General features: G+C 38.8%; 18 protein-coding genes and 1 pseudogene. 8 read left to right on the top strand and 11 right to left on the bottom strand.

Features of this window, described 5'->3' with window-relative positions; genetic code table 11:
* Window positions 1-47 precede the first annotated feature (47 nt).
* A complete protein-coding gene (gene focA, locus PSF42_RS02365; RefSeq protein ID WP_004256299.1) occupies window positions 48-905 on the bottom strand; it encodes a formate transporter FocA in 858 nt (285 codons plus the stop codon).
* Between the two features lie 439 nt (window positions 906-1,344).
* Between focA and PSF42_RS20760 the strand changes: the two are divergent.
* Window positions 1,345-1,616 (top strand): annotated as a pseudogene (locus PSF42_RS20760) (altronate dehydratase); the annotation flags it as partial.
* A 67-nt stretch (window positions 1,617-1,683) separates the two neighbouring features.
* Here PSF42_RS20760 and ycaO read toward each other — a convergent pair.
* Window positions 1,684-3,438 carry a 30S ribosomal protein S12 methylthiotransferase accessory factor YcaO gene (ycaO, locus tag PSF42_RS02355; protein WP_125892740.1) on the bottom strand — a complete coding sequence of 585 codons (1,755 nt, stop codon included), beginning with the start codon at window positions 3,436-3,438 and terminating at the stop codon, window positions 1,684-1,686.
* Window positions 3,439-3,634: 196 nt separating this feature from the next.
* On the opposite strand from ycaO, the gene ansB reads away from it, so the two are divergent.
* On the top strand, window positions 3,635-4,678 hold the full coding sequence (gene ansB, locus PSF42_RS02350; RefSeq protein ID WP_248467886.1) for an L-asparaginase 2: 1,044 nt from the start codon (window positions 3,635-3,637) through the stop codon (window positions 4,676-4,678).
* A gap of 97 nt (window positions 4,679-4,775) precedes the next feature.
* On the opposite strand, the gene PSF42_RS02345 is transcribed toward ansB, so the two are convergent.
* Window positions 4,776-5,570, bottom strand: coding sequence for an SDR family NAD(P)-dependent oxidoreductase (locus PSF42_RS02345; RefSeq protein ID WP_125892484.1), 795 nt, complete (start codon window positions 5,568-5,570; stop codon window positions 4,776-4,778).
* Window positions 5,571-6,134: 564 nt separating this feature from the next.
* Here PSF42_RS02345 and chiP point away from each other — a divergent pair.
* Window positions 6,135-7,532 carry a chitoporin ChiP gene (chiP, locus tag PSF42_RS02340; RefSeq protein ID WP_125892486.1) on the top strand — a complete coding sequence of 466 codons (1,398 nt, stop codon included), beginning with the start codon at window positions 6,135-6,137 and terminating at the stop codon, window positions 7,530-7,532.
* A gap of 166 nt (window positions 7,533-7,698) precedes the next feature.
* On the opposite strand, the gene PSF42_RS02335 is transcribed toward chiP, so the two are convergent.
* The 8 genes from PSF42_RS02335 to ybfF form a co-directional block, all read right to left on the bottom strand.
* Window positions 7,699-8,232, bottom strand: a complete 534-nt coding sequence (locus PSF42_RS02335) for a bactofilin family protein (protein WP_248467887.1) — start codon at window positions 8,230-8,232, stop codon at window positions 7,699-7,701.
* Window positions 8,233-8,867: 635 nt separating this feature from the next.
* Window positions 8,868-9,317, bottom strand: coding sequence for a ferric iron uptake transcriptional regulator (gene fur, locus PSF42_RS02330; protein ID WP_004256285.1), 450 nt, complete (start codon window positions 9,315-9,317; stop codon window positions 8,868-8,870).
* Window positions 9,318-9,587: 270 nt separating this feature from the next.
* Complete coding sequence (gene fldA / locus PSF42_RS02325) at window positions 9,588-10,115, bottom strand: flavodoxin FldA (RefSeq protein ID WP_004256261.1); 528 nt, start codon at window positions 10,113-10,115, stop codon at window positions 9,588-9,590.
* 154 nt (window positions 10,116-10,269) lie between these two features.
* Window positions 10,270-10,563, bottom strand: a complete 294-nt coding sequence (gene ybfE, locus PSF42_RS02320) for a LexA regulated protein (protein WP_102138471.1) — start codon at window positions 10,561-10,563, stop codon at window positions 10,270-10,272.
* 169 nt (window positions 10,564-10,732) lie between these two features.
* Entirely contained in the window at window positions 10,733-12,832 is a 2,100-nt protein-coding gene (locus PSF42_RS02315; RefSeq protein ID WP_272679376.1) for a type I secretion system permease/ATPase, read from the bottom strand.
* A gap of 3 nt (window positions 12,833-12,835) precedes the next feature.
* Complete coding sequence (locus PSF42_RS02310; RefSeq protein WP_125892614.1) at window positions 12,836-14,164, bottom strand: HlyD family type I secretion periplasmic adaptor subunit; 1,329 nt, start codon at window positions 14,162-14,164, stop codon at window positions 12,836-12,838.
* The gene (locus PSF42_RS02305; RefSeq protein ID WP_272679375.1) at window positions 14,161-16,266 is read right to left on the bottom strand and encodes a peptidase domain-containing ABC transporter; all 2,106 of its coding nucleotides are present in this window, start codon (window positions 16,264-16,266) and stop codon (window positions 14,161-14,163) included. The genes PSF42_RS02310 and PSF42_RS02305 overlap by 4 nt, the downstream gene beginning before the upstream one ends.
* A 242-nt stretch (window positions 16,267-16,508) precedes the next feature.
* Entirely contained in the window at window positions 16,509-17,285 is a 777-nt protein-coding gene (gene ybfF, locus PSF42_RS02300; RefSeq protein ID WP_125892617.1) for an esterase, read from the bottom strand.
* A gap of 325 nt (window positions 17,286-17,610) precedes the next feature.
* On the opposite strand from ybfF, the gene seqA reads away from it, so the two are divergent.
* The 5 genes from seqA (at window position 17,611) to cmk (ending at window position 23,493) form a co-directional block, all read left to right on the top strand.
* On the top strand, window positions 17,611-18,156 hold the full coding sequence (gene seqA, locus PSF42_RS02295; RefSeq protein ID WP_125892619.1) for a replication initiation negative regulator SeqA: 546 nt from the start codon (window positions 17,611-17,613) through the stop codon (window positions 18,154-18,156).
* A gap of 55 nt (window positions 18,157-18,211) precedes the next feature.
* Window positions 18,212-19,846, top strand: a complete 1,635-nt coding sequence (gene pgm / locus PSF42_RS02290; RefSeq protein WP_125892621.1) for a phosphoglucomutase (alpha-D-glucose-1,6-bisphosphate-dependent) — start codon at window positions 18,212-18,214, stop codon at window positions 19,844-19,846.
* A gap of 287 nt (window positions 19,847-20,133) precedes the next feature.
* The gene (serC, locus tag PSF42_RS02285) at window positions 20,134-21,222 is read left to right on the top strand and encodes a 3-phosphoserine/phosphohydroxythreonine transaminase (protein ID WP_125892623.1); all 1,089 of its coding nucleotides are present in this window, start codon (window positions 20,134-20,136) and stop codon (window positions 21,220-21,222) included.
* A 123-nt stretch (window positions 21,223-21,345) separates the two neighbouring features.
* Window positions 21,346-22,623: a 3-phosphoshikimate 1-carboxyvinyltransferase gene (gene aroA / locus PSF42_RS02280; protein ID WP_125892625.1), complete on the top strand. Its 1,278-nt coding sequence runs from the start codon at window positions 21,346-21,348 to the stop codon at window positions 22,621-22,623.
* 186 nt (window positions 22,624-22,809) lie between these two features.
* A complete protein-coding gene (gene cmk, locus PSF42_RS02275; RefSeq protein ID WP_272679374.1) occupies window positions 22,810-23,493 on the top strand; it encodes a (d)CMP kinase in 684 nt (227 codons plus the stop codon).
* Window positions 23,494-23,582: the final 89 nt, after the last annotated feature.

Raw genomic sequence — 23,582 nt, 5'->3', positions numbered from 1 at the left:
GATCTTTTAGGGATCTTAATAAATCTTTTCGTGTGTGTCAGTGGCTATTAATGTTTTTGGCCACTACGTAAATGCATAAACCAATAAATGAGGCCGACTAAAATCGCGCCGCCAATAATATTTCCGATAGTAACTGGAATTAAGTTATCTGTAATAAAGTTACCGACTGTTAGGTGTGAAAATTGGTCAGGAGACATATTGATTTGAGACCAATATTCAGCGGGTGCAAACTCTTTAATCATAATGCCTAACGGGATCATGAACATGTTTGCGATACTATGTTCAAAGCCGCTCGCCACAAACATCGCGACAGGTAAAACTAAAACGACCAGTTTATCCGTTAAGCTACGACCTGAGTAACTCATCCAAACCGCAAGGCAAACCATTAAGTTTGCTAAAATTCCTAATGTAACCGCTTCAATAAAGGTATGGTGTAATTTATGGCTGGTGGTTTGTAATACATTTAACCCCCATTGGCCATTGGCTGCGGTGTATTGCCCTGCAAACCAAATTAGTGCAACAAAGAATAACGCACCAATTAAGTTACCAATATAGACATTAAACCAGTTGCGGAACATTTGCCCCCAAGTAATTCTACCTGTGGCTTTTGAGACGATAGTGAGTACGGTGGAAGTGAAAAGGTCTGCGCCACATACAACCACTAACATCAGACCTAAGGAGAAACAGATCCCGCCAATAAGTTTAGTGAAACCATAAGGCGCTTCAGCTGCCCCAGTTGTTGCTGTGATATAGAATACAAACGCAATAGAGATAAAAATACCGGCAGTGAATGCTGACAAGTAAGTAATTGCAGGATGTTTATTTGCCTTATAAAAAGAGGCATCATCTGCGACTTGCGCCATTACAGCTGGTGGCAATAAATTAAAAGGGTTGTCAGCTTTCATACCAACACTCTCTTACAAAGTTGATTAATTATAGCACGCAATAATAGTAACAAAGGGGATAAATGGGAAATTTGATGTGGATCATGAACTCGCTAGAGAGAGTGGTGAAAATGGTTAATAAATTGTTATATCTGATTCTATCATGTTGATATATAAGGTTTAAATATTTTTTAAAATTTATTAAAAATTTTTATAAAGTCAGTTTTGAGCATCAAAATAAGTAAAAATATACGTGTAAATGTTAACTATTTAAGATGAATATGATCCTTTTGGCATATAATTTAACTTATGTTTGCATAATGCCCTATTTAATTAGGGGGGATCCCGATATATATTTCTTAGCCAAATCGTATTTTTGCAATATTTATCTAACAATTATGCAAATAATAAAAGATTCATATAAATAAAACTATGAACTAAAGCGATATATCTTAATTAAATAATCAGTTTTTTTGCTGGAACTTACACCGAGAATCCAATTGTACCAGTTTTAAAAATATCGACCAATAGCGCAATTGCAACACGTTTGTCAGACATAATTGATTATGATTGCGGACCAATTATTGATGGGGTCCATTACCGACAATAAGTAAAGGGTTATTTGAACGGGTGATTGAAACGGCAAGTGGTGACTATCAGGCCCAAGCGGATAGGCTAGAACAGTTTGATTTCTTATTATGGAAATTATGGAAACGTTCATTGGATTTATAATTAATATAAACCAATAAAATGCAAAAATGTTGACGGGGCAAGTTCCCCGTCAACGATTTAATTCACATTATGCATTATCACGCTTTGCTTTTTGCAGCTTTTCATAAGCGGCCAGTAAGGCTTGATGCGCAGGAAGTGCTTTAAGTTCTTCGTCAATAGACCACAATCCATAGAAGCATGATTCCCCAGCGATAGCGGCTGATGCCGCATCTACTGCTTCTTGCCCATACATCCGTACAAAGGCGTTGTAGTATTGCGCAGGATCACGCTCTTCTTCTTGGGATAACAACAATAGGGTTTGCAGGCAACGATAATAATTCGCACGCTCAGCAGTAAATACCGAGCTATTGAAATCTTGTGTCCATTCAACCCAAGCAAGTGCTTGCTCGAGGTCACCACCAGCCAGTGCTAACATGGATTTTAGTTCGCCAATACGTAGGTTACTCCACCCATTGTCTTTACCTACAGCCAGACCAAGTAATTCACGAACACGTGTAAAATCATCTAAGCCGTCATCATCTAATTGCTCGATAAGGGCAAGATAATCTTGTTTTTCCCATTGGCTATCAGGTAGGTTGATAATGGTGTCACGTAAATAAGCGCCCATCGCGTTATTGGCAATATGTAAGTCTTCTACTGGGTAAATATCAGACATACCTGGGACTAAAATACGGCAAGCGTAGACACCCAAATGGTTATAATCTGCAATATAGACTTCAGCATCTAATGTATTGAAAATACTGATAAGTGTTGCAAATTCTTCTTGAGTTGTGCCTTTAAAACTCCAATCTGCAAAGGCATAATCGGCATTATCTTTAAACAGATCCCAGCTAATTAAACCGCTTGAGTCAATAAAGTGAGTTTCAAGATTCGTGTGCTCTGCTACTTCTTCGTCATCAAAGGTTGGTGCATTAAACACATCGAGGTCTTTTAAGCCACGGCCTTGCAGCAATTCTGTGACAGTACGCTCAAGGGCCACACCAAAGTCAGGATGAGCACCAAATGAGGCAAAGCAAGTCCCGTTCTGTGGATTGAACAACACTACACAAATTACAGGGTATTGACCGCCTAGTGATGCGTCATAACAGAAAATTGGAAAACCTTCTTTCTCTAAGGTTTCAACCGCTTCAACGACTGCAGGGTAGCGCGCCATAACATCTTCTGGGATAGCTGGCAGGCTAATACTTTCAGCGATGATTTTATTTTTCACAAAACGTTCAAAGACTTCGGAAAGACCTTGTACACGAGCTTCATTGGCTGTATTTCCCGCAGACATACCGTTAGAGACATACAAATTACCGACAATATTCATTGGAATATACACGGTTTGGTTGTCTGATTGGCGGGTAAATGGCAGGGCGCAGATACCACGTTCTTCATTGCCGGATTGTAAGTCAATTAATTGGCTAGCGGCTAAGGCGTTGTCGGGGTCATAAAACTTAATCAAACGATTGTCTAATAACCCTTCAGGTAAACTATCATCTTCGGTTAATGGGAACCATTTTTCATTAGGATAATGAACAAAATCCCCTTCAGCGATAGATTTACCAAGGTAAAAGTCCGCAAAGAAGTAATTCGTTGATAAACGCTCAAAATACTCACCAAGCGCTGAGGCTAATGCGGCTTTTTTGCTCGCCCCTTTACCATTAGTAAAGCACAGTGGGCACGCTTTATCGCGGATATGTACAGACCAAACGTTGGGTACGGGGTTTAACCAGGAGGCTTCTTCAATATCAAACCCTAATTTCTTTAATTTGGTTTGAAATGCATCGATGGAATCTTCAAGAGCGGCATCTTTGCCGGGAATAAATGTTTGGCTCATATTGTCAGTCACTTGTGAATAGAGTGTTTCAAGCGGGCTATGATACGGATTTTTGCAGTAAGCCTCACGCTTTTTATTCATTCATAGATAAATCATCTTAAGATTCATTATTTATCCTAAAATAATTATATAGGTCACATAAAATTCAGTATAAATCCACATAATAACTGAAGTTTATTTATTGAAGGAAAATAGGATGAAAAACAGAAATAAAGCGCTTTTAGCGACACTCGTTGCATTGTTTGCCGCATCTGCTATCGCTCAACCCAATATTACGGTATTGGCGACAGGGGGAACGATAGCAGGTGGGGGGGATTCAGCGACTTCCTCAAGTTATCAAGCGGGTAAAGTCGGGATTGATGCCTTAATCAATGCGGTGCCTGAAACCAAAAAAATTGCCAATTTAAGCGGTGAGCAATTGGTGAATATTGGTTCACAAGACATGAATGACCAAGTCTGGCTGACACTGGCTAAAAAAATTAACCAGGACTGTGATAAAACGGATGGTTTTGTAATCACACATGGTACTGATACTTTAGAAGAAACAGCATTTTTTCTTGATTTAACTACGCAATGTAAAAAGCCTATTGTTTTGGTTGGTGCAATGCGCCCTTCAACGGCTTTGGGAGCGGACGGCCCTCTGAACTTATATAACGCGGTGGTTTTAGCGACAGATAAGTCTGCCGCAGAGCGTGGTGTTTTGATGGCAATGAACGATAAAGTTGTGCAAGGCCGTAATGTGATGAAAATGAGCACCACTGAAGTACAGGCATTTGATGCCGTTAATGGTGGGGCAGAAGGCTTTATTCATGATGGTAAAGTTACCTATTTCCAAGCACCGCAACCACGTGGTGATAGAGCAGCATTCGATGTCAGTAAGCTCGAAAAGCTTCCTGCAGTAGGTATTGTTTACAATTATGCTAATGCTTCAGCCGCTCCTGTGAAAGCCTTGAGAGAAGAAGGGGTTGAAGGAATTGTAAGCGCTGGTGTGGGTAACGGTAATATGTATAAAGCGGTATTTGATGCTTTAGCAAAAGCAGCGAAAGAAGACGTAGTTGTCGTTCGTTCAAGCCGTGTACCAACAGGTTATACAACAAGAAATGCCGAAGTGGATGATAACTTATATGGATTTGTTGCTTCAGAAAGGTTAAACCCGCAAAAAGCGCGTGTGTTGCTACAATTAGCATTAACCCAGACTAAGGATCCTCAGCAAATTCAGGCATTATTTGAGAAATACTAATTATTAAAATAAGTGTTAATTTAATACAGCGGGGTGCAGTAGCCTGTACCCCGTTAATTTTGCTGTGACATTAATGTAATATTATTGAATCCACGAATTACACAATATCATCGATAACTCCACCATCAACACGTAAGGCCGCACCGGAAGTGGCTGACGCTTGCTCAGAGCAGGTATAAACCACCATATTAGCAACTTCTTCGACAGTCGCTGCGCGTTGGATCACTGAGCTTGGGCGGTGAGCCATCACAAACTCTTTTGAGAGGGTTTCAAGCGATTTCCCCGTTCTCGCAGCTTCATCTTCCATCATATTGGCAAAACCATCAGACAGTGTTGGCCCCGGTAAGACACTATTTACGGTAACACCACTACCGGCGACATATTTTGCTAGCCCTCGAGAAAGGGAGAGCATAGCCGTTTTAGTCACACCATAGTGGATCATATCCGCAGGGATATTGCGCGCCGATTCCGATGAGATAAATACCACACGGCCCCAGCCTTTTTTTACCATTGCAGGAAGTAAGGCTCTGGATAAACGCACCGAGGACATCACATTTGTTTGCCAGTAATTATCCCAGTTAGCATCATCCATTGTATAGAAATCTTCTGGCCCATAAATACCCGCATTATTAACCAAAATATCAATTTCATTAATTTCGCTGAGTAGCTTATCAACGCTTTTTGCATCACTGACATCCGCGATAGCTGGAAATACCTTGGCGTTTGGTAACTCTTTTTTCAAGCGAGAAACTGCATCATTAACGCGCCCTTCATTGCGCCCATTAATCAAAACTTCTGCGCCACAATTAGCGAGACCTTTAGCGATAGCATAGCCAATTCCAGCTGTTGATGCGCTGACTAATGCACGTTTACCTGTTAAGTCTATTTTCATAGATGAACTCTTTATGTTGAAAAGGAGAGTTTATAATATCAAATACCAATACGAGGCTTTTCTTATTAATGCTGTTAATTTTATTTTATTATTTATTGGTAAATTTTATATATATATGTATGTTATTTTTCAGCATAACAACATTTAACCGCATTATTCCACTCAATATCTGATTTTTTTTAAGACAATTAGGTCAATGTGGTGATAGAACTTAGAGAATTCTTATCAAATAGCAAAAATTAAGGTCCAAAAAGTCAATTTACTGATTTTATCTTAAGCCCCACCTAATGGGTTTCTATTCATTATTTTTCATATTTATCAATATATTAAATTTCATTTTTAGTAAGGTCATCACCGGTGATAATGACCATTAATTAAAATTAATGTGCCGTTGATCATATTTTGGCAACAAAGCCTGTATCTGTGTTGATAATTCGCGTTGCAAAAAATAGGCTAAATACATCGCAAGAGGCATAACTCATTGTGAATATTTAGATTTAAATGGAAAGTTAAATCGTATTTCGGCCGAAAAATAAAATTAAAAAATATTAGAGGAATACAAGAATGGTTAATAAAAATGTCAATACTGGCAGGAAATTGCTCGTCTTAAAAATTGCGATTGCGATGCTTCCTATCGGTTATCAGCCTATCATGCATGCAGAACAATTTCTTGAAGATTCAAAACTTACTGGTGGTCTTTATTACTGGCAGCGAGATCGTTCACGTAAAGATTTAGACCCAAATAGCGATAAATATAAAAAATATGCAGATAATCTTAAGCACTCAACATTTAATGCGAGTCTCGATTTTTCATCTGGTTATTTCCAAGACATCATCGGGCTTGATTTAGCCGGTTTTACTGCCATTGAGTTATCAAATAGTGGGCCTGCTGCGCCAAATGAAATCGGATTTAGTGATGCAAAATCACGTTGGGATGAAAAATGGACCGGGGATCGCAGTGGTGTGACTTTCTATAAGGCCGCTGCAAAACTAAAATATGGACCTTTCTGGGGGAGAGGAGGCTATATTCAACCAACGGGACAAACTCTATTAGCTTCCCACTGGAGCTACATGCCTGGGACATACCGCGGGTTAGAGGTAGGTGGGGTGTTTGATTTTGAGCAAAATGGCGAGCTGAGCATGTCCTATATGTGGACCGACCGCTATAAAGCGCCTTGGTACCGTAGTATGTATGACTTTCGTGAAGCGGATGGTAAAACTGGGATCAGCTATTTATACTCAATTGGCTTTAAATATGACTTTAAAAACAATCTAGTTCTTGAAGGTGCATATGGGCAAGCTAAAAGTTATATGGATCAATATTTTGCCAAAGTTTCTTATGCGGCTCCTGTTGTAGGTCGTGATTTACGTATGTCTTATCAATTTTATGGAGCAAAAGACAAGGTTTCAGACGGCGGAGTTAACGATGTTTATGACGGCTTAGCTTGGTTGCAAGCGATGACATTAGGTTACACTTACGATGAGTTTGATTTTAAAGTTGAGGGAACCTATGTAAAAGCTAAAGGTAATCAAGGTTATTTCCTACAGCGTATGACCCCTGGTTGGGCAACATCAAATGGCCGCATGGATATCTGGTGGGATGGCCGTTCAGACTGGAATGCTAATAATGAAAAAGCCGTTATGGCGGGTGTTATGTATGATTTAAAAAATTGGGATTTAGCTGGATGGAAGGTTGGAACCTCATATATTTATGGATGGGACGCTAAACCAAGTACGAATAGCCAATATGCTCAAGATGTACGCTTAAAAGAAAGTGCATGGAACTTTGATATTTTATATACCGTGCAGTCAGGTAGAGCAAAAGATACACTATTTAAGCTGCATTTTACCAAGTATGATAATCATACAGATATTCCGAGCTATGGCGGTGGTTACGGAAATATCTTCCAAGATGAAAAAGATATTAAGTTTATGGTGATGATGCCATTTACTGTATTTTAAAGTATAAAATATTTTAGTCACAATGACTGCTATAGGGGAAACCATGGCAGTCATTAAAAGGTATTACCTTATATTTTTAATAATGAATGGGATATTAGCGTAAGGATAAATGCCTATATTAAAGCTTAAAAATAAGGTGAGTATTTTCACCTTATTTTTATTGTGATTATAAAGATGCATTATTTACACTTTCATTGAGTATCAAAGCGTCTTGTTTTAGTTTATCTTTTAATACGGTAACTTTTTCTGAATGATGAGCTGGATTTTTAACTTGTGCTTGACCAGATAAAATCCCACCTTTTTTAATCGATAAACTGCTGTAATGGATAGTACCGTGGATTTCTCCATTATTTTCAATACTGATAGTATCAGAGTGGCATTCACCTTCAATACGCCCATTTACCACCAGTTCTTTGCAGGTGATATTTCCTGTCACTTGGCCGTTTAACATGACTTTAACCGTATTATCTTTTCCGGTTATATTCCCAATGACCTTTCCATAGATATGCACTTGCTCATTAGAGGTTATATTTCCTTCAAAAACAACGTCCCTAGAGATAATTGTATTCGTTTTTTCTTCACTAATCGTTGGGGTTGATAGTGTGACTTGTTCTTCTATCTTTACAGTCACTTCAGGCTCATGACTTACCGAAGGGGGAGTCGCTGTAGGCGCGGGCTTGTTTTGTCTTTTGGTGAACATTTTACTTACCTTTTTTTGATTGAAGTGTACGATCAAGAACAGTATTGATAATGCAAACGAAAATAAGGCGCTAGTTAAATAACTAAAGAACCACCCTATTAAAGTAAGAAACCAGAAGAAAAAACTTGTATTGAGAAAAAGATATGTTTTTTTCATCAGTTAATCTCTTACAAATTGCTAAAGTACTCAATAAGTTTAGCCAATAAATGCAATTACACATTTAAATTGTACGTTAACTTTATGACTACATTTGAATCACTAACTCTCTAATTTAGAGTTAAAATTATAGTAAGGTAATTAAATAATTTTAAATAGTATGAAATGATAGAAATCATCTATGATGTTATTTATATACCACATTGATTGGTAAAGCATAATTCTAGATAACAAATTATAATTATCCGTGAAATAATATAAAGATTTTGATTTGAATTGCAACTATTAAGGTTTTTAATAAAATTCGTATTATCGGCGAGATCTAGTGGTAAATAGTTATGTTTAGGTTATTCACTAGGAATTATCACTAATAGAGTGTAAGAGTATCAATACTTAAAATAAAAAACCCCGATAAAATTGTTTTATCAGGGTTTTGGCATTTTTAACCATTACGTTTCATCAACGATGGTTGAATACTGTTACTCTTTGGCTTCGTGTGCGTCAGCATTGTCACGGCAATCGCCATCTGCGCAATGACCATATAGATATAAACTATGGTTAGATAGTTTAATGCCATGGCGAGCAGCGATATTTTTTTGGCGGGTTTCAATGGATTCGTCAGTAAACTCAATCACTTTTCCACAATCTAAACAGATTAAATGGTCATGGTGATGTTGCTGGGTTAATTCGAATACAGATTTACCACCCTCGAAGTTGTGACGGGTAACGATACCGGCATCATCAAATTGGTTCAATACACGGTATACGGTTGCTAACCCGATCTCTTCACCCATATCGATCAGCTTTTTATAGAGATCTTCCGCACTGACGTGGTGGCACTCAGGCTCTTGAAGTACTTCCAAAATTTTTAATCTTGGAAGAGTGACTTTGAGTCCAGCATTTTTCAATGCTTTATTGTTGTCTGTCATGCGGGTTTTGTCCTGTATCTTAAATCATAAATTTAACAATAATGAGACATTTTTAACATCAATACAGTTGTCTTCTAAACTGATTTACAATTATAGGCATGGAAAATAAAAATAGAAACCATGCATTGTCTCATTATTTTGATAATCTCGTGAGAACCTATCCTATTAGGATACCTTATCGGTTATTTTAGATTATGCCACTGGCTTAGATGATTCATTTTGTGCAAAACAGTGGCGTAACCTATGGGTAAGGGTTCTTTACATGACCTATTAGCCTAAAATTTCAGCTAAAGACATTTCTTCAGAGATTTGTTTTACCCATGCATCAACACGTTCATCAGTTAGCTCAGGTTGACGATCTTCATCAATCGCTAAACCAATAAAGTGGTTGTCATCTGCCATGCCTTTGGATACTTCAAAGTGATAACCTTCAGTTGGCCAATGACCAACAATAACTGCACCACGAGGTTCGATAATATCGCGGATCGTACCCATTGCATCACAGAAATATTCAGCGTAGTCTTCTTGGTCTCCGCAACCAAATAAGGCGACAAGTTTACCTTCGAAATCAATTTCTTCGAGAGTAGGGAAGAAATCATCCCAATCACATTGGGCTTCACCATAATACCAAGTTGGAATACCGAGAAGTAGAATGTCAAAAGCTTCAATATCTTCTTTGCTACATTTTGCGATATCGTGAACTTCTGCTACATCTTTGCCTAATCTTTCTTGGATCATTTTGGCAATATTTTCTGTGTTACCTGTGTCACTTCCGAAGAAAATGCCTATGACTGCCATAAAGTGATTAACCTCTTGTTTTTCTAAGAGAGCTAGAGGTGATAACTCGCCTTCTAGAGCCCATTTAGAACGAAAATAGATAGAATATTACGCCTTATTTTGGCGAAAAAATGTTGCTAAGTCTGTCAAATTTGTGTGATTTACCAAGATAACGCTATTTGAGTATTGATGTATCAACATGCTCAAGTTGTGACATTAAAATTTCTTCGATCAATTCACTACGGCTTATATTTTTATCTTCAGCTAACTGATTCAATACCGCGACAGCTTCTTCGTTCAGTTTCAATTCAACTCTGCGCAATCCTTTCACTTTATCTCGTTTCAGTTGGTTGCGTTTGTTGATCCTTAATTGTTCATCCCGTGATAGCGGGCTTGTTTTAGGTCGCCCAGGCCTTCGTTCCTCAGCGAACAAATCTAGCGTAGTTCGGTCTGTTTGTTCTTTTGCCATGTTTATAACTGCTAAAAGGGTGTGCCAGTAATTCAGCGCGCCATGATACCCTAGCTAATTCCCTTGTGCTATAGCTTCATCTATCATGATTTGGTTTAATTGGTTGTAAAATGAGCACTTTTAGTAAAAAAGCACCACTTGCCATAGACGTGATGCTTTTTTATCCATGTTATTGCGTTTGTTGGTACCATAAATTGGCGTATAAGCCATTTGATTTGAGTAAGTTTTCGTGAGTATCCATCTCGTGTACTTCTCCTTGGCAAATCACACATATCCTATCAGCGTGCATAATCGTATTTAGCCGATGAGCAATGCTAATGACGGTTCTTCCTTGAGTAATTAATGGCATATTCTCCATAATGGCGGCTTCTGACTCATAATCGAGCGCGGAAGTCGCTTCATCGAGAATTAAAATATCGGGTTCGGTGAGCAAAGCACGCGCAAGTGCAATTCGTTGACGTTGACCACCGGAAAGATTCGATCCTTTTTCTGATAAGGGATAATTAAAATTATCAGTCAATGTCATGATAAATTCATAAGCACCAGCTAATTTTGCAGCGTGAATAACTTGTTCGTCAGTCGCTTGTGGATGACTTAATCGAATATTATCAGCGATAGACCCGACGAATAAGGTACTTTCTTGTAATACGACGCTCATTTTTCGGCGTAATGAAACGGTATCTGCGACTGCGAGATCCATACCATCAACAATAACTTGCCCATGTTGTGGTACATAAAGCCGTTGTAATAATTTTGTTAGGGTACTTTTCCCCGAACCGGAGGGGCCGGTAATACCGATAAACTCACCTGCATTAACCGTTAATGACAAATTATTGAGAACTTCAGGCGTATCAGGTTGATAACGAAAACGGATATTTTGAAACTCGATTTTTCCGTGAATATTTGACGTATTTGCAATCCCCTTGCGTTCATTTTCTATAGGTTCATCAAGAATATCTCCCACTCGACGTAGGGAAATGATGGTGTGTTGGAAGTCCTGCCAAACTTGGGCAAACCGCAATACGGGTTGTGTAACATGCGCACTTAGCATATTAAATGCCACTAATTCACCAGGCGAAATCCCGCCATTTAATACCTCTTTGACACCCACCCATAAAAGAATTGCGGTAGTTATTTTGCTCACGAATGTCATTAATTGGGAGGCCACTTCACTGCGCATTGAAACTTTAAAGCTTTGAGTCAGCTGTTTGCTAAATATTTTTTTCCAACGTTGATTAAAGTATTTTTCTGTCGCGGTCGTTTTTATGGTTTCAATCCCCGTAATACTTTCAGTGAGAAATGTGAGACCATTTTCATCGGCTTGATAGGATTTTTCAGTTTGCTGGCGAATAATTGGGCCTAGGATCATCCATAAAACAAAAAATACCCCCATAGAGCCTAATAAAATCCACGCCATCAAACTACTGTAGGAAAATAAAACAGCGACAAAAAGAATGACAAAGATAAAGTCTATAAATAGCATGAGTGTTGAACCCGTTAAAAATTGCCTTATATGGGCTAATTCACGGATCCTTGCGATAATTTTACCTGTTGGCCTTAGTTTAAAATAATTTAAAGGTAAGGCCATTAAATGGCGATAAATTTTGCCTGATAATTCAGCACCGATCTGGCTACTACTATGACTAAAAATTTTATTACGAATAAAGCCATATATCGGCTCTGCAACCGCAATGGCAAAAATCGCCAACGCAATAACATGTAAATTTGAAAGGCTGCGTCCAACCAACACTTTGTCGATTAAGTTTTGAAATAATAAAGGACTAATTAAGGCGAAAAGCTGAATAATGGCAGAGAGAATAAAAATATTTCGTAATTTAACATGTTGCCGAAAAATAGAGGGGATAAACCAACTAAAGCCAAAGGCTTTTTTTTGCTCGGGCTCTAGTTGTTCTTTAATGAGTAATACGTCAATTTCAGTATCTGGAAGCGCACCAGAGTTATGAATGGGTTCCCGTTTGTCATTAATAGGGTTTATGAGTACCAATTCATTTTCTTGGCTAATAACTTGCCAAAAACCGGCTATATAGATTAAAGCAGGCAAAGGCAACGTGCTTAATTGTGCATATTGCGCGGTAATAAGCTCGGTTTCATACCCTAATGTATGAGCACATCCTCTAATTTCCCACTCAGTAGGGGATAAAGTTTGCATACCAATTGCATGCCTGAGTTGATCAGATGAAACATTGTTTTGGTAATATTTAGCCACCCAAACTAAGGCATCCAAGCCATGATTATTTAACTGTTCCATCGATTATTTCTCCCTCATCGCGTTTGAGGTGTATTCATTGATAGGACTAAGTAAGTAATCAATAATGCGACGTTTATCCGTTTTTATTTCAGCCACAATGGATAAACCGGGAGTCAATTCAATAGATTCGCCATCAACAAATAGTTCTTTCTGGTTAAGTCCTATTTGCCCTAAGAATATTAATCCAAGATTTTCATCGAGAGTACTGTCCCGGGAAATGGAAATCACTTCACCTTCAACCGTGCCATAACGAGTGTAAGGAAACGCATCTATTTTTACCTCCGCTCTTTGTCCTTCATGGATGAACCCAATATCTTTATTCAAAATTTTAATTTCAGCTAATTGAACATCATTGTTAGGTACGACGGCCATTAACTGCTGTGCGGGTTGTAGCACTGCACCTAAAGTGTGTGTAGCAAGCTGTTGAATGGTGCCATCAACGGGAGCCCGTATGATTTCTAATTGGTTTCTTTCTTTATTTTTTAATAATTCTTGTTCAAGAGAAACTCGCTTAAAGTCGGCTTGTTTGTATTTTTCATCCCACTCTTGGTTTTTTTGTGCTTTTATTCTGTCTATTTTTTCATTTAAGGCGTGATACTGGCTTTTTAGAATTGATAGCTCAGATAACTTGGTGACTTTTTCTTTTTTGGCGATTAATAGCTCCCGCTCTTGCTCTAAAAACTCTTTTTGGCTGATTAACTGCTTTTCTGTTAACGAATGGTGTGCATCAAGGCGCTTTTTGATGTTTACGATGAGGGAATTGATGGTAAGCAATTCCTCATTTCTAGCTTGTTGATTGACGGTATTTAGTTGAATTTCATTGTTAAGTTCATTAATTAATGAATCAAATTCTATTTTTTGTGTTTGATAGCTAGCCCGTGTATTGTTCTGTTCTGTTTCAGTTAATTGACTAAATAAAGGCAACTGCTCAAGGGGCTGTTGTGAAATCAATGATTGATAAATTAATATTTCAGATACATGGAAATTATGCTGATAATTTAAACTTAGAATATCTTGGTCAACGCCGAGCACATTGACAGTGATTAAAGGATCCCCTTGTTTCACGATTTGCCCATCAGTAACATGAATGTGTTCTAAACGACTTAATTCAAACGCTTGAATTAACTGTGTTCGTCCCGAAACAATTAGTTTGCCCTGAGTTGTTGCTTGAATATCCAACTTGCCAAAAAATGACCAAGTTACAGCAAGAAAAACGCCGATACCAATAGAAATAGCGACATAGAGAGCCAAATAAGACGGAGGTGTCTTTAATATCGCTAAGTGTGAAGGCAAAAAGCTGTTATAACGGTTTTTGTCTAATCGATGTTTCATTTTACGTCCATGTCTGATTTCAGAGACTGCTGTAGAGTCCACAAGTGTTTATAAAAATTACCTTGTTCAATAAGTTGCTGGTGGCTACCTTGCTCAATGATTTCCCCATTTTTCATCACAATGATCCGCTGGTGATGGCGAATAGTTGATAAGCGATGAGCGATAGTGATGATGGTTCTTCCTTTTGCAATGATATGCATATTTTCTTGAATAACGGCTTGGGACTCGTCATCTAATGCGCTAGTCGCCTCATCAAATATAATTACTCTCGGGTTTGAGAGTAGTGTCCGAGCAATTGCAATACGTTGGCGTTGACCGCCAGAAAGGGATGTTCCTCCCTCGGCAAGAACGGTGTCGTAACCTTTTGGTAATTTCAAAATAAAATCATGTGCTCCCGCCATTTTGGCCGCATGAACGACTTCGTCCATGGAAGCATCCGGTGAGGTTTGAGCAATATTGTGAAAAACGGATTGGCTGAATAAAAAATTCTCTTGCAGCACAATGCCAATTTGTTGACGAAGGGAGTGTAAGTTAATCGCGGATATGGGCGTGTGATCCACGAAAATGGTGCCACTCTCTGGGGTATAGAGCCGTAGTAACAATTTAGCAAGGGTACTTTTACCTGACCCGGAAGTACCAACAATACCAATAGTTTCACCCGCTTTAATATTTAAATTAAAGTTTTTTAGAACAAATGGCATGTTAGGTTGGTAGCGGAACGAGATATTCTTTAAATTTAAGTGCCCTTGAAGAGGCAATTTATTTTCTTGCTGAGACTGTTCAATAGGTAAGTTGATAATTTGGGAAAGTTTTTCGATAGCGACACGGGTTCGAATGTAATCCCCCCACAGTTTAGTGAGTTTGATGAGAGGCTGGTTAGCATGATTAACCATCATGTGAAAAGCAATAAGCTGGCCAATTGTCATCTGCAATGCTAAAACTTCAGAGGCACCAACCCACAATACAATGGCACTGGTGATTTTTTCAATAGCCATAACCAGATGTTCAGAACGTGAGCTTATTTGCCCTGATACAAAGTTAGTTTGGCTCATATCAGCGGTTTGACCGTCCCAGCGACGAGTAAAATTTGGTTCTACGGATAAGCTTTTCGCAGTTTCGATTCCATTAATGCTTTCGGTCAAAAAAGAGGTATTGATGGCGATATTGGTGAACTGTTGTTGTGCTGCAGATTCAATTTTAGGTGTTAACCACCAAGCTAATAAAAGATAAAATGGAATAGAACACAGAAATATTATTGTGAGTGTTGTAGAGATTAAATTCATCACAAAAATAAATACAAATAAAAATAGCACATCGACACATAGAGTGAAAAAACTACTGGTTAAAAATTCACGAATAGTTTCGAGCTCTTTCACTCGGGTGACAATTGCGCCTATTTGCCTACTTTTAAAAAAGGGGATAGGCAGCCTAAGTAAATGATCAACCAGCTTTAAGCCGAGTGTCATGTCAATGCGGTTAACGGTATGGTGATAAATATACTCACGTAACCCTTTCAATGTCACTTCTATTAACGCCGCAATAATTAACCCAAAAATTAAAACGTCCAATGTGACTAAGCTATTATGAACGAGCACTTTATCCATAATAACTTGCATAACAATAGGGGAAACTAATGCGAGTATTTGTAATATAAATGAAAAGAATAAAACCCACAAAATAATAGGTTTGTATTTCATAAATTCAACTTGGAACCAGGTAATGTCAAATTGACCCTGCTTAAGGTTTACTTCTAACCAATGACCATTCCATTGTTGATTCAGCTCATCAATACTCCATATCTCTGGCGGCGTATTCCCAAATTGCTGAATGAGCACTTGTTCTTGGTTGCGGTTAGCTAATAGGAAAGCCTCTCCCTTGGTATTATATAAAATAGCAGGGCAAACTATTTTAGTTAGATTTTTATTTTTCTGATATTTATTCCTACAGCGAATGGAGTATTTCGATTTAATAAGGTTAAGTTTTTCATTGTAACTAATAGGTTCATTGAGTGTTTTTTCCAGTTCTTTAGGGTTTATCCCCCCTGATAACTTAGCAATAACACTAATAAAGTATAATGTCGATTTTGATTTGAGACTATCCATTTTCTATATTAATAAATTCCTTAAGTTATTTTAATTTTATAATTAAAACCTGTATTAATAAAATATACAGTAGGTAATAATAAAATAGGGTGGAATTTGGATAATACAGGGTTTGTAATTCGCTGTGTATTGAAGTTAGTCTCATTATGTAATTAATGAAGAAATTATATTTAACCGCAAATATATTTAAAGATATTGAAAAGTTGTATATCTCTTCAATATCTATATTTAAATGTAATTAATTATTCGGGGATAGATAAAAACCGATGGATAGCTCTTAAAACATGGTCTGGCTTTTCTGCATGAACCCAGTGGCCTGTATCAGCGACAACCCATGCTTTGGCTTGCGGAAACTGTTGTGCGATTTGGTCTTTATATTCAGCTTGTACATAGGGGGAGTTTCCACCGGGGATTAACAATACGGGTTTGTCCCAGGCAGGTACTGTTTCCCAACCAATAATGCTTTCATAATTAGTTTTGAGAGCAGGTAAATTAAATTTCCACTCACCTTGTTTAAAAGATTTAAGCAGAAATTGGATTACGCCATCTTCGTTAATGTAATCACGCATAATCACGGTAGCTTCTTGGCGAGTTTTTGCATTTTTTGCTGTGACTGCATCAAGAGCCGCAAATATTTTATCATGACGACGGACTTGGTAAGCAACGGGCGCCATATCAATCGCCACGATACTATCAATAAAATTAGGGGCGATTGCGGTTGCTGCCATGGCAATTTTCCCCCCCATTGAGTGGCCAATTAAAATAGCATTTTTGTAACCTAAAGATTTGACTAACGTAATAACATCTTGAGCCATTTGCTGGTAGCTCATTTGCTCATCACGAAATGAGTCGCCATGATTACGAACATCAATTTGGATCGTATCGAAATATTGTTGTAAATTACGTCCTAAAACACCTAAGTTATTAAGGTCACCAAATAACCCATGGATGAGTACTATAGGGCTATTTGAGATTGGATTTTCAGGTTTATGAATAGTATGGTTAAGTAATACAGTCATATTTGTTTGATCAATTCGTCAGCGGTACATGCGCCTTATCATGTCACGGCTCTGAGTAAAATCCAAATGGTCAAATAAACGGCAATCTTGGCTGCGGTAAATTAATGGGGGGATAACTAAGGGGATCGCCGCCAGTAAATTTCAAAAAATTGAATTGGGTCACTGAGGTGAAATATTGAAAGTAATGGCGTGATAACCCACTGAATTATCTTTGAACATTAGAATAATGTTTACTTTAAGTCATTGAAATTTTAATTGTTTTGTTTTTTTTAAATCTGTCTTATAATCACACCGCAAATTTTAGTTAAATAAGTACTGGGAAAAAATGAAAACGATAGAAGTTGATGAAGAGCTTTACCGCTATATTGCGAGCCATACACAGCATATCGGTGAAAGTGCATCGGATATTTTGCGCCGTATGTTAAATTTCAAATCCGGGCAGCCAGTACAAGCAAAAGAAATGGGCCAGGAACATGCTGTTATTAAAGCTGAACCTGCGATGAGTATACCTGCTGTTGCATTAAATCCTGTTAGAGTCATGAGAGAGCTTCTGCTATCTGATGCTTACGCAGAAAAAAGTAAAGCGATTGACCGCTTTATGTTGATTTTATCTACTTTATATAGTTTAGATGCAAATCGTTTTGCGAGTGCGACAGAGCTAATGCATGGCCGAACTCGTATTTATTTTGCTGGTGATGAACAAACATTACTTGCAGCTGGTAAACAGTCTAAACCGCGTCATATCCCAGGAACACCCTATTGGGTGATCACGAACACGAATACGAATCGTAAGCGTAGTATGGTGGATGCGATCATGCAGGAAATGCAATTTCCAGCCAATGTGATTGAAAAAGTTTGTAATACTATTTAAAACTGAAAGGCCACTGATGTTGATAGCAAAGCATCAGTGCTTTGGGAGAAAACAAGTGACAATACATGAACGTGCAGGGCAGCTTCCGTTTCAAAGTGACTTGATCAATGTCGCTCAATTAACCGCTCAATATTATACACAGCAACCGCAACCTGGAAATGCATCTCAAGCTGTTAAGTTTGGCACATCAGGGCATCGTGGTAGTTCATTGCGTAAAAACTTTAATGAAAACCATATATTAGCTATTGCACAAGCGATTGCTGATTTACGTAAAAAGCAAGGCGTAACAGGCCCTTGTTTTGTGGGGAAAGACACCCATGCGTTATCAGAAGCGGCATTTATCACGGTGGTTGAAGTCTTAGCGGCAAATCAAGTTCATGTTATTGTTCAGGAAAATAATGGGTTTACCCCAACGCCTGCCGTTTCTCATGCTATTTTGAGTTATAACCAATCACATCAGGATGTTGCGGATGGTATTGTTATTACCCCATCACATAACCCACCTGAAGATGGCGGTATTAAATATAATCCTGCGAATGGTGGGCCTGCAGATACCGATTTAACGTCTGTCATTGAGAAAAATGCTAACCAATTACTAGCCAATCACCTTGAAGGGGTTAATAGAACCAACTTTGATAGCGCGATGGCGAGTGAATACGTCATTCAGCAAGATTTGGTTATGCCTTATGTCTCTGCATTAGGCGAAGTTGTTGATATGCAAGCAATTGCTAAATCTGGTTTAAAAATTGGCGTAGACCCTTTGGGCGGCTCTGGTATTGAATATTGGAAAAAAATTGCTGAATATTATCAATTAGATATTGAAATCGTAAACGACCAACTAGACCAAACATTCCGTTTTATGCCTTTAGACCATGATGGTGTCATCCGTATGGACTGCTCATCAAGTTGGGCAATGGCAGGTTTGCTTGGGATGAAAGAAAAATTTGATTTAGCTTTCGCTAATGACCCTGACTATGACCGTCATGGTATTGTTACACCAGCTGGTTTAATGAATCCCAACCACTATCTCGCAGTGGCAATCGACTACCTATTCCAACATCGTCCTCAGTGGGGGAAAGACGTTGCTGTAGGGAAAACACTAGTCTCAAGTGCAATGATTGACCGTGTTGTAAACGATATAGGGCGTGAACTCGTTGAAGTGCCTGTTGGGTTTAAATGGTTTGTTGATGGGTTATTCAGCGGCCAGCTAGGTTTTGGCGGTGAGGAAAGTGCTGGGGCATCGTTCTTAAAGTTCGATGGCACCCCTTGGTCAACAGACAAAGACGGTATCATCCTTTGCTTACTTGCAGCGGAAATTACAGCTGTTACCGGTGAGAACCCACAACAACGTTACAATAATTTAGCGAAAAAATTTGGGGCTCCGATTTATAATCGTATACAAGCGAAAGCCAGCCATGAAGAAAAAGCGAAATTAAGTAAATTATCGCCGGAAATGGTTGCAGCAGACACATTGGCGGGAGATAAAATTACACAGCGTTTAACCGCTGCCCCCGGTAATAATGCGCCAATTGGTGGTTTAAAAATCATGACTGATTATGGCTGGTTCGCAGCAAGACCATCAGGCACGGAAGAAGCGTATAAAATTTATTGTGAAAGCTTCCGCGGAGAAGCGCATTTACGCCAAATAGAAAAAGAAGCGATTGAGATCGTTAGTAAAGTTATTCGCTAATTTTTTAATCCTTCATAAAAGACATTTCAATAAATATCCCGAATACAGCGCTATGATGTAATTCGGGATATTATCGCTTATTTATTGTTAATTTCTCCATAAAATGATGCTTGTCGAGAGTGTGACGAGATTAACAAAATTCTTTTCCTCATTATCAAAAAATAACGCCCTTTTCTTTTTTTGGCTTGCTGACAATAACCGTTGCAGCTAAAGGCTTGGAGTGGTACAACTTTATGTATCTGAGTGAATTTTATTAACCATAATTGAAGATGGATAGGGTGAGGTCAATGAGTCAGGTTTATAATTTCAGTGCAGGCCCAGCTATGCTACCTGTTGAAGTCATGCGTCGTGCTGAACAAGAATTTTGTAACTGGAAAGGTTTAGGTGTTTCTGTGATGGAAGTTAGCCATCGCGGAAAAGACTTTATCGAAGTGGCAACGGAAGCAGAGCAAAATCTACGTGATTTATTAAATATCCCTGATAACTATAAAGTTTTATTTTGTCACGGTGGGGCTCGAGCCCATTTTGCAACGTTACCCATGAATTTATTAGGTGATAAAACGACCGCAGACTATATCGTAAGCGGCTATTGGTCAGAGTCTGCAGCAAAAGAAGCTGAAAAATACTGCACACCTAATGTGATTCAAATTACCGAAGAAAAAGACGGTGTTGTAAGTTTAAAACCTATGAAAGATTGGCCATTAAGTGATGATGCCGCTTATGTCCATTATTGTCCAAATGAAACCATTGGCGGCTTAGCCATTCATGAGGAACCTGACTTCCCTGAAGATAAAATTATTGTTGCTGACTACTCCTCTTCTATCTTATCTAAACCGATTGATGTTAGTCGCTATGGTGTGATTTATGCAGGGGCTCAAAAAAATATTGGGCCAGCTGGGCTTACCATCGTTATTATCCGAGAAGACCTACTCGGTAAAGCTTCACCTCAGACCCCATCGGTATTTGATTACACGGTATTAGCAAAACACGATTCAATGTTTAATACTCCACCGACTTTCGCTTGGTATCTTGCAGGGATGGTCTTCAAATGGTTAAAAGAGCAAGGCGGTTTGCAAGAAATGGCTAAGCGTAATTATGAGAAATCACAATTACTTTACAATGCAATTGATGATAGCCAGTTCTATATTAACCGTGTTGCAGTTGAAAATCGCTCTTGGATGAATATACCGTTCCAAATGCAAAATCCGGCTCTTGATGCAAAATTTATCGAAGAAGCCAAAGAGCAAGGCTTACTTTCGCTAAAAGGCCATAAAGTGGCTGGTGGTATGCGTGCATCAATCTACAATGCGATGCCATTAGCAGGTGTACAGGCTTTGGTTGACTTTATGGCAAACTTTGAACGCCATAATGCTTAACATATTGAGTAAGCTGGTAAAATAGGACGTTTTGCCAGTTTTCGGGCTCTTTTATAGTTAATTAAAAAGAAAAAAGAGCTCGGTTATTTTTATTTGCAAACTTCACTGGAGAACCTGCTTTCTATGCAATCCCTGACATTACAACCTATCTCTTCAATTAACGGCACGATTAATTTGCCAGGGTCTAAAAGTGTTTCAAACCGCGCACTGTTATTAGCCGCGATGGCTAAAGGAACGACCACACTCACTAACTTATTAGACAGTGATGATATTCGCCATATGCTGAATGCATTAAGCCAGTTAGGTGTGAAATATCAACTATCTGAGGACAAAACACGTTGTCGTGTGGAAGGGATAGGCGGAAACTTATCTCATCCAAATGATCTAGAGATATTTTTAGGCAATGCCGGAACGGCAATGCGCCCATTGGCTGCTGCATTATCACTAAGTCACAATAATATTATTTTGACGGGTGAGCCTCGCATGAAAGAGCGCCCAATTGGGCATTTGGTCGATGCATTAAGGGAAGGTGGCGCAGAAATTGAATATTTAGAGCAGGAAAACTACCCGCCACTACGCTTAAAAGGTGGTTTCATCGGTGGTCAAATTTCAGTTGATGGGTCTGTTTCCAGCCAATTTTTAACTGCGTTATTAATGGCAGCGCCCCGTGCAGAACAAGACACAACAATTACAATTATTGGCGAGTTAGTTTCCAAACCTTATATTGATATCACGTTAGCATTAATGAAAACATTTGGTGTTAATGTCGAAAATCATCAATATGAACATTTCGTTATCAAAGGTCAGCAGCAATATCAGTCACCAGGTGAATATTTGGTTGAGGGTGATGCCTCATCCGCATCTTATTTCCTCGCAGCGGCTGCCATTAAGGGAGGCGTAGTGCGGGTAACAGGAATTGGGCGTAATAGTTTGCAAGGTGATACGAAATTTGCCAACGTTTTAGAAAAAATGGGAGCAACTATTCGTTGGGGTGACGACTTCGTTGAATGTGAACGCGGCACATTGACGGGCATTGACATGGATATGAATGCGATCCCTGATGCGGCAATGACCATTGGAACGGTTGCTCTGTTTGCTGAAGGCGAAACGGTTATTCGTAATATTTATAACTGGCGAGTCAAAGAAACCGACCGGTTATATGCGATGGCGACAGAGCTACGAAAAGTTGGCGCTGAAGTGGAAGAAGGACATGATTATATTCGTGTCGTTCCACCGAAAAAATTACAACATGCTGAAATTGAAACGTATAATGACCATCGTATCGCGATGTGTTTTTCGTTAGTTGCATTATCGGATACACCAGTAACAATTTTGGATCCCGGCTGTACTGCAAAGACTTTCCCAGATTACTTTGAACAATTGGCGCGATTGAGTCACTAATCTACTGGTTAGGTTGGTATTGCTTTTTTGATATCAACCTGATTTTTATTGTTCAAACATCAATTTTTCTTATTTTTTAGCAATCATCAGAACCTGCTTATTTCACAAATCTACTGAATTGGTATAATACTTTCACAGATTTTAATTGCGGGTAGCTAGGCTATTTGCAGAAAAGGAGATTTTTATATGGTGGCGATAGCCCCTGTAATCACCGTTGATGGACCAAGCGGAGCAGGTAAAGGTACACTTTGCCAAGCATTAGCAAACGAATTTGGATGGCAGCTTTTAGACTCTGGTGCAATTTATCGTGTATTAGCGTTAGCGGCGTTGCATCACCATGTTGATATCCAATCCGAAGATGCGTTAGTTCCTTTGGCTGCAAATTTAGATGTGAAATTTGTTCCTGAAAATAATGTCCTGAAAGTGATTCTGGAAGGGGAAGATGTTTCGAATCAAATTAGAACCGAAACAGTAGGGAATACAGCATCCCAAACAGCAACTTTTCCTCGCGTACGTGAAGCGTTACTTCGACGCCAACGTGCATTTAGAACCTTACCCGGGCTTATTGCTGATGGCCGTGATATGGGAACGGTAGTTTTCCCAGATGCCCCAGTCAAAATTTTTCTTGATGCCTCCGCAGAGGAACGTGCTCATCGGCGGATGAAGCAGTTGCAAGAAAAAGGTTTTGATGTTAATTTTGAACGTCTTTTAAGCGAAATTGAAGAGCGTGATTTTCGTGATCGTAATCGCTCTGTAGCGCCTCTCATTGCCGCGAAAGACGCATTAGTGCTGGATTCCACAAGTATGTCTATTGAGGAAGTTATTGAAAAAGCACACGCCTATGCAAAAAAAATTCTACAATTATCGTGATAATAGGCTTTATTTTAGCTTATAATTAGATAAGATACGCAATTACCGCTATGTGATTATATTATTAGCATAGCATCAACCTTGCGACA

It is taken from the genome of Providencia sp. PROV032 (genome assembly GCF_028484875.1).
In the GTDB taxonomy this organism is placed as follows: domain Bacteria; phylum Pseudomonadota; class Gammaproteobacteria; order Enterobacterales; family Enterobacteriaceae; genus Providencia; species Providencia rettgeri_E.
The sequence above is the reverse complement of the archived record's forward strand: the minus strand, read 5'-3'. Positions and strand labels throughout refer to the sequence as shown.

Bases quoted from the DNA above. Each gene is read 5' to 3' on its own strand.
- focA (WP_004256299.1), bottom strand. From the start codon at position 905: ATGAAAGCTGACAACCCTTTTAATTTATTGCCACCAGCTGTAATGGCG.
- ycaO (WP_125892740.1), bottom strand. From the start codon at position 3,438: ATGAGCCAAACATTTATTCCCGGCAAAGATGCCGCTCTTGAAGATTCC.
- ansB (WP_248467886.1), top strand. From the start codon at position 3,635: ATGAAAAACAGAAATAAAGCGCTTTTAGCGACACTCGTTGCATTGTTT.
- PSF42_RS02345 (WP_125892484.1), bottom strand. From the start codon at position 5,570: ATGAAAATAGACTTAACAGGTAAACGTGCATTAGTCAGCGCATCAACA.
- chiP (WP_125892486.1), top strand. From the start codon at position 6,135: ATGGTTAATAAAAATGTCAATACTGGCAGGAAATTGCTCGTCTTAAAA.
- PSF42_RS02335 (WP_248467887.1), bottom strand. From the start codon at position 8,232: ATGTTCACCAAAAGACAAAACAAGCCCGCGCCTACAGCGACTCCCCCT.
- fur (WP_004256285.1), bottom strand. From the start codon at position 9,317: ATGACAGACAACAATAAAGCATTGAAAAATGCTGGACTCAAAGTCACT.
- fldA (WP_004256261.1), bottom strand. From the start codon at position 10,115: ATGGCAGTCATAGGCATTTTCTTCGGAAGTGACACAGGTAACACAGAA.
- ybfE (WP_102138471.1), bottom strand. From the start codon at position 10,563: ATGGCAAAAGAACAAACAGACCGAACTACGCTAGATTTGTTCGCTGAG.
- PSF42_RS02315 (WP_272679376.1), bottom strand. From the start codon at position 12,832: ATGGAACAGTTAAATAATCATGGCTTGGATGCCTTAGTTTGGGTGGCT.
- PSF42_RS02310 (WP_125892614.1), bottom strand. From the start codon at position 14,164: ATGAAACATCGATTAGACAAAAACCGTTATAACAGCTTTTTGCCTTCA.
- PSF42_RS02305 (WP_272679375.1), bottom strand. From the start codon at position 16,266: ATGGATAGTCTCAAATCAAAATCGACATTATACTTTATTAGTGTTATT.
- ybfF (WP_125892617.1), bottom strand. From the start codon at position 17,285: ATGACTGTATTACTTAACCATACTATTCATAAACCTGAAAATCCAATC.
- seqA (WP_125892619.1), top strand. From the start codon at position 17,611: ATGAAAACGATAGAAGTTGATGAAGAGCTTTACCGCTATATTGCGAGC.
- serC (WP_125892623.1), top strand. From the start codon at position 20,134: ATGAGTCAGGTTTATAATTTCAGTGCAGGCCCAGCTATGCTACCTGTT.
- aroA (WP_125892625.1), top strand. From the start codon at position 21,346: ATGCAATCCCTGACATTACAACCTATCTCTTCAATTAACGGCACGATT.
- cmk (WP_272679374.1), top strand. From the start codon at position 22,810: ATGGTGGCGATAGCCCCTGTAATCACCGTTGATGGACCAAGCGGAGCA.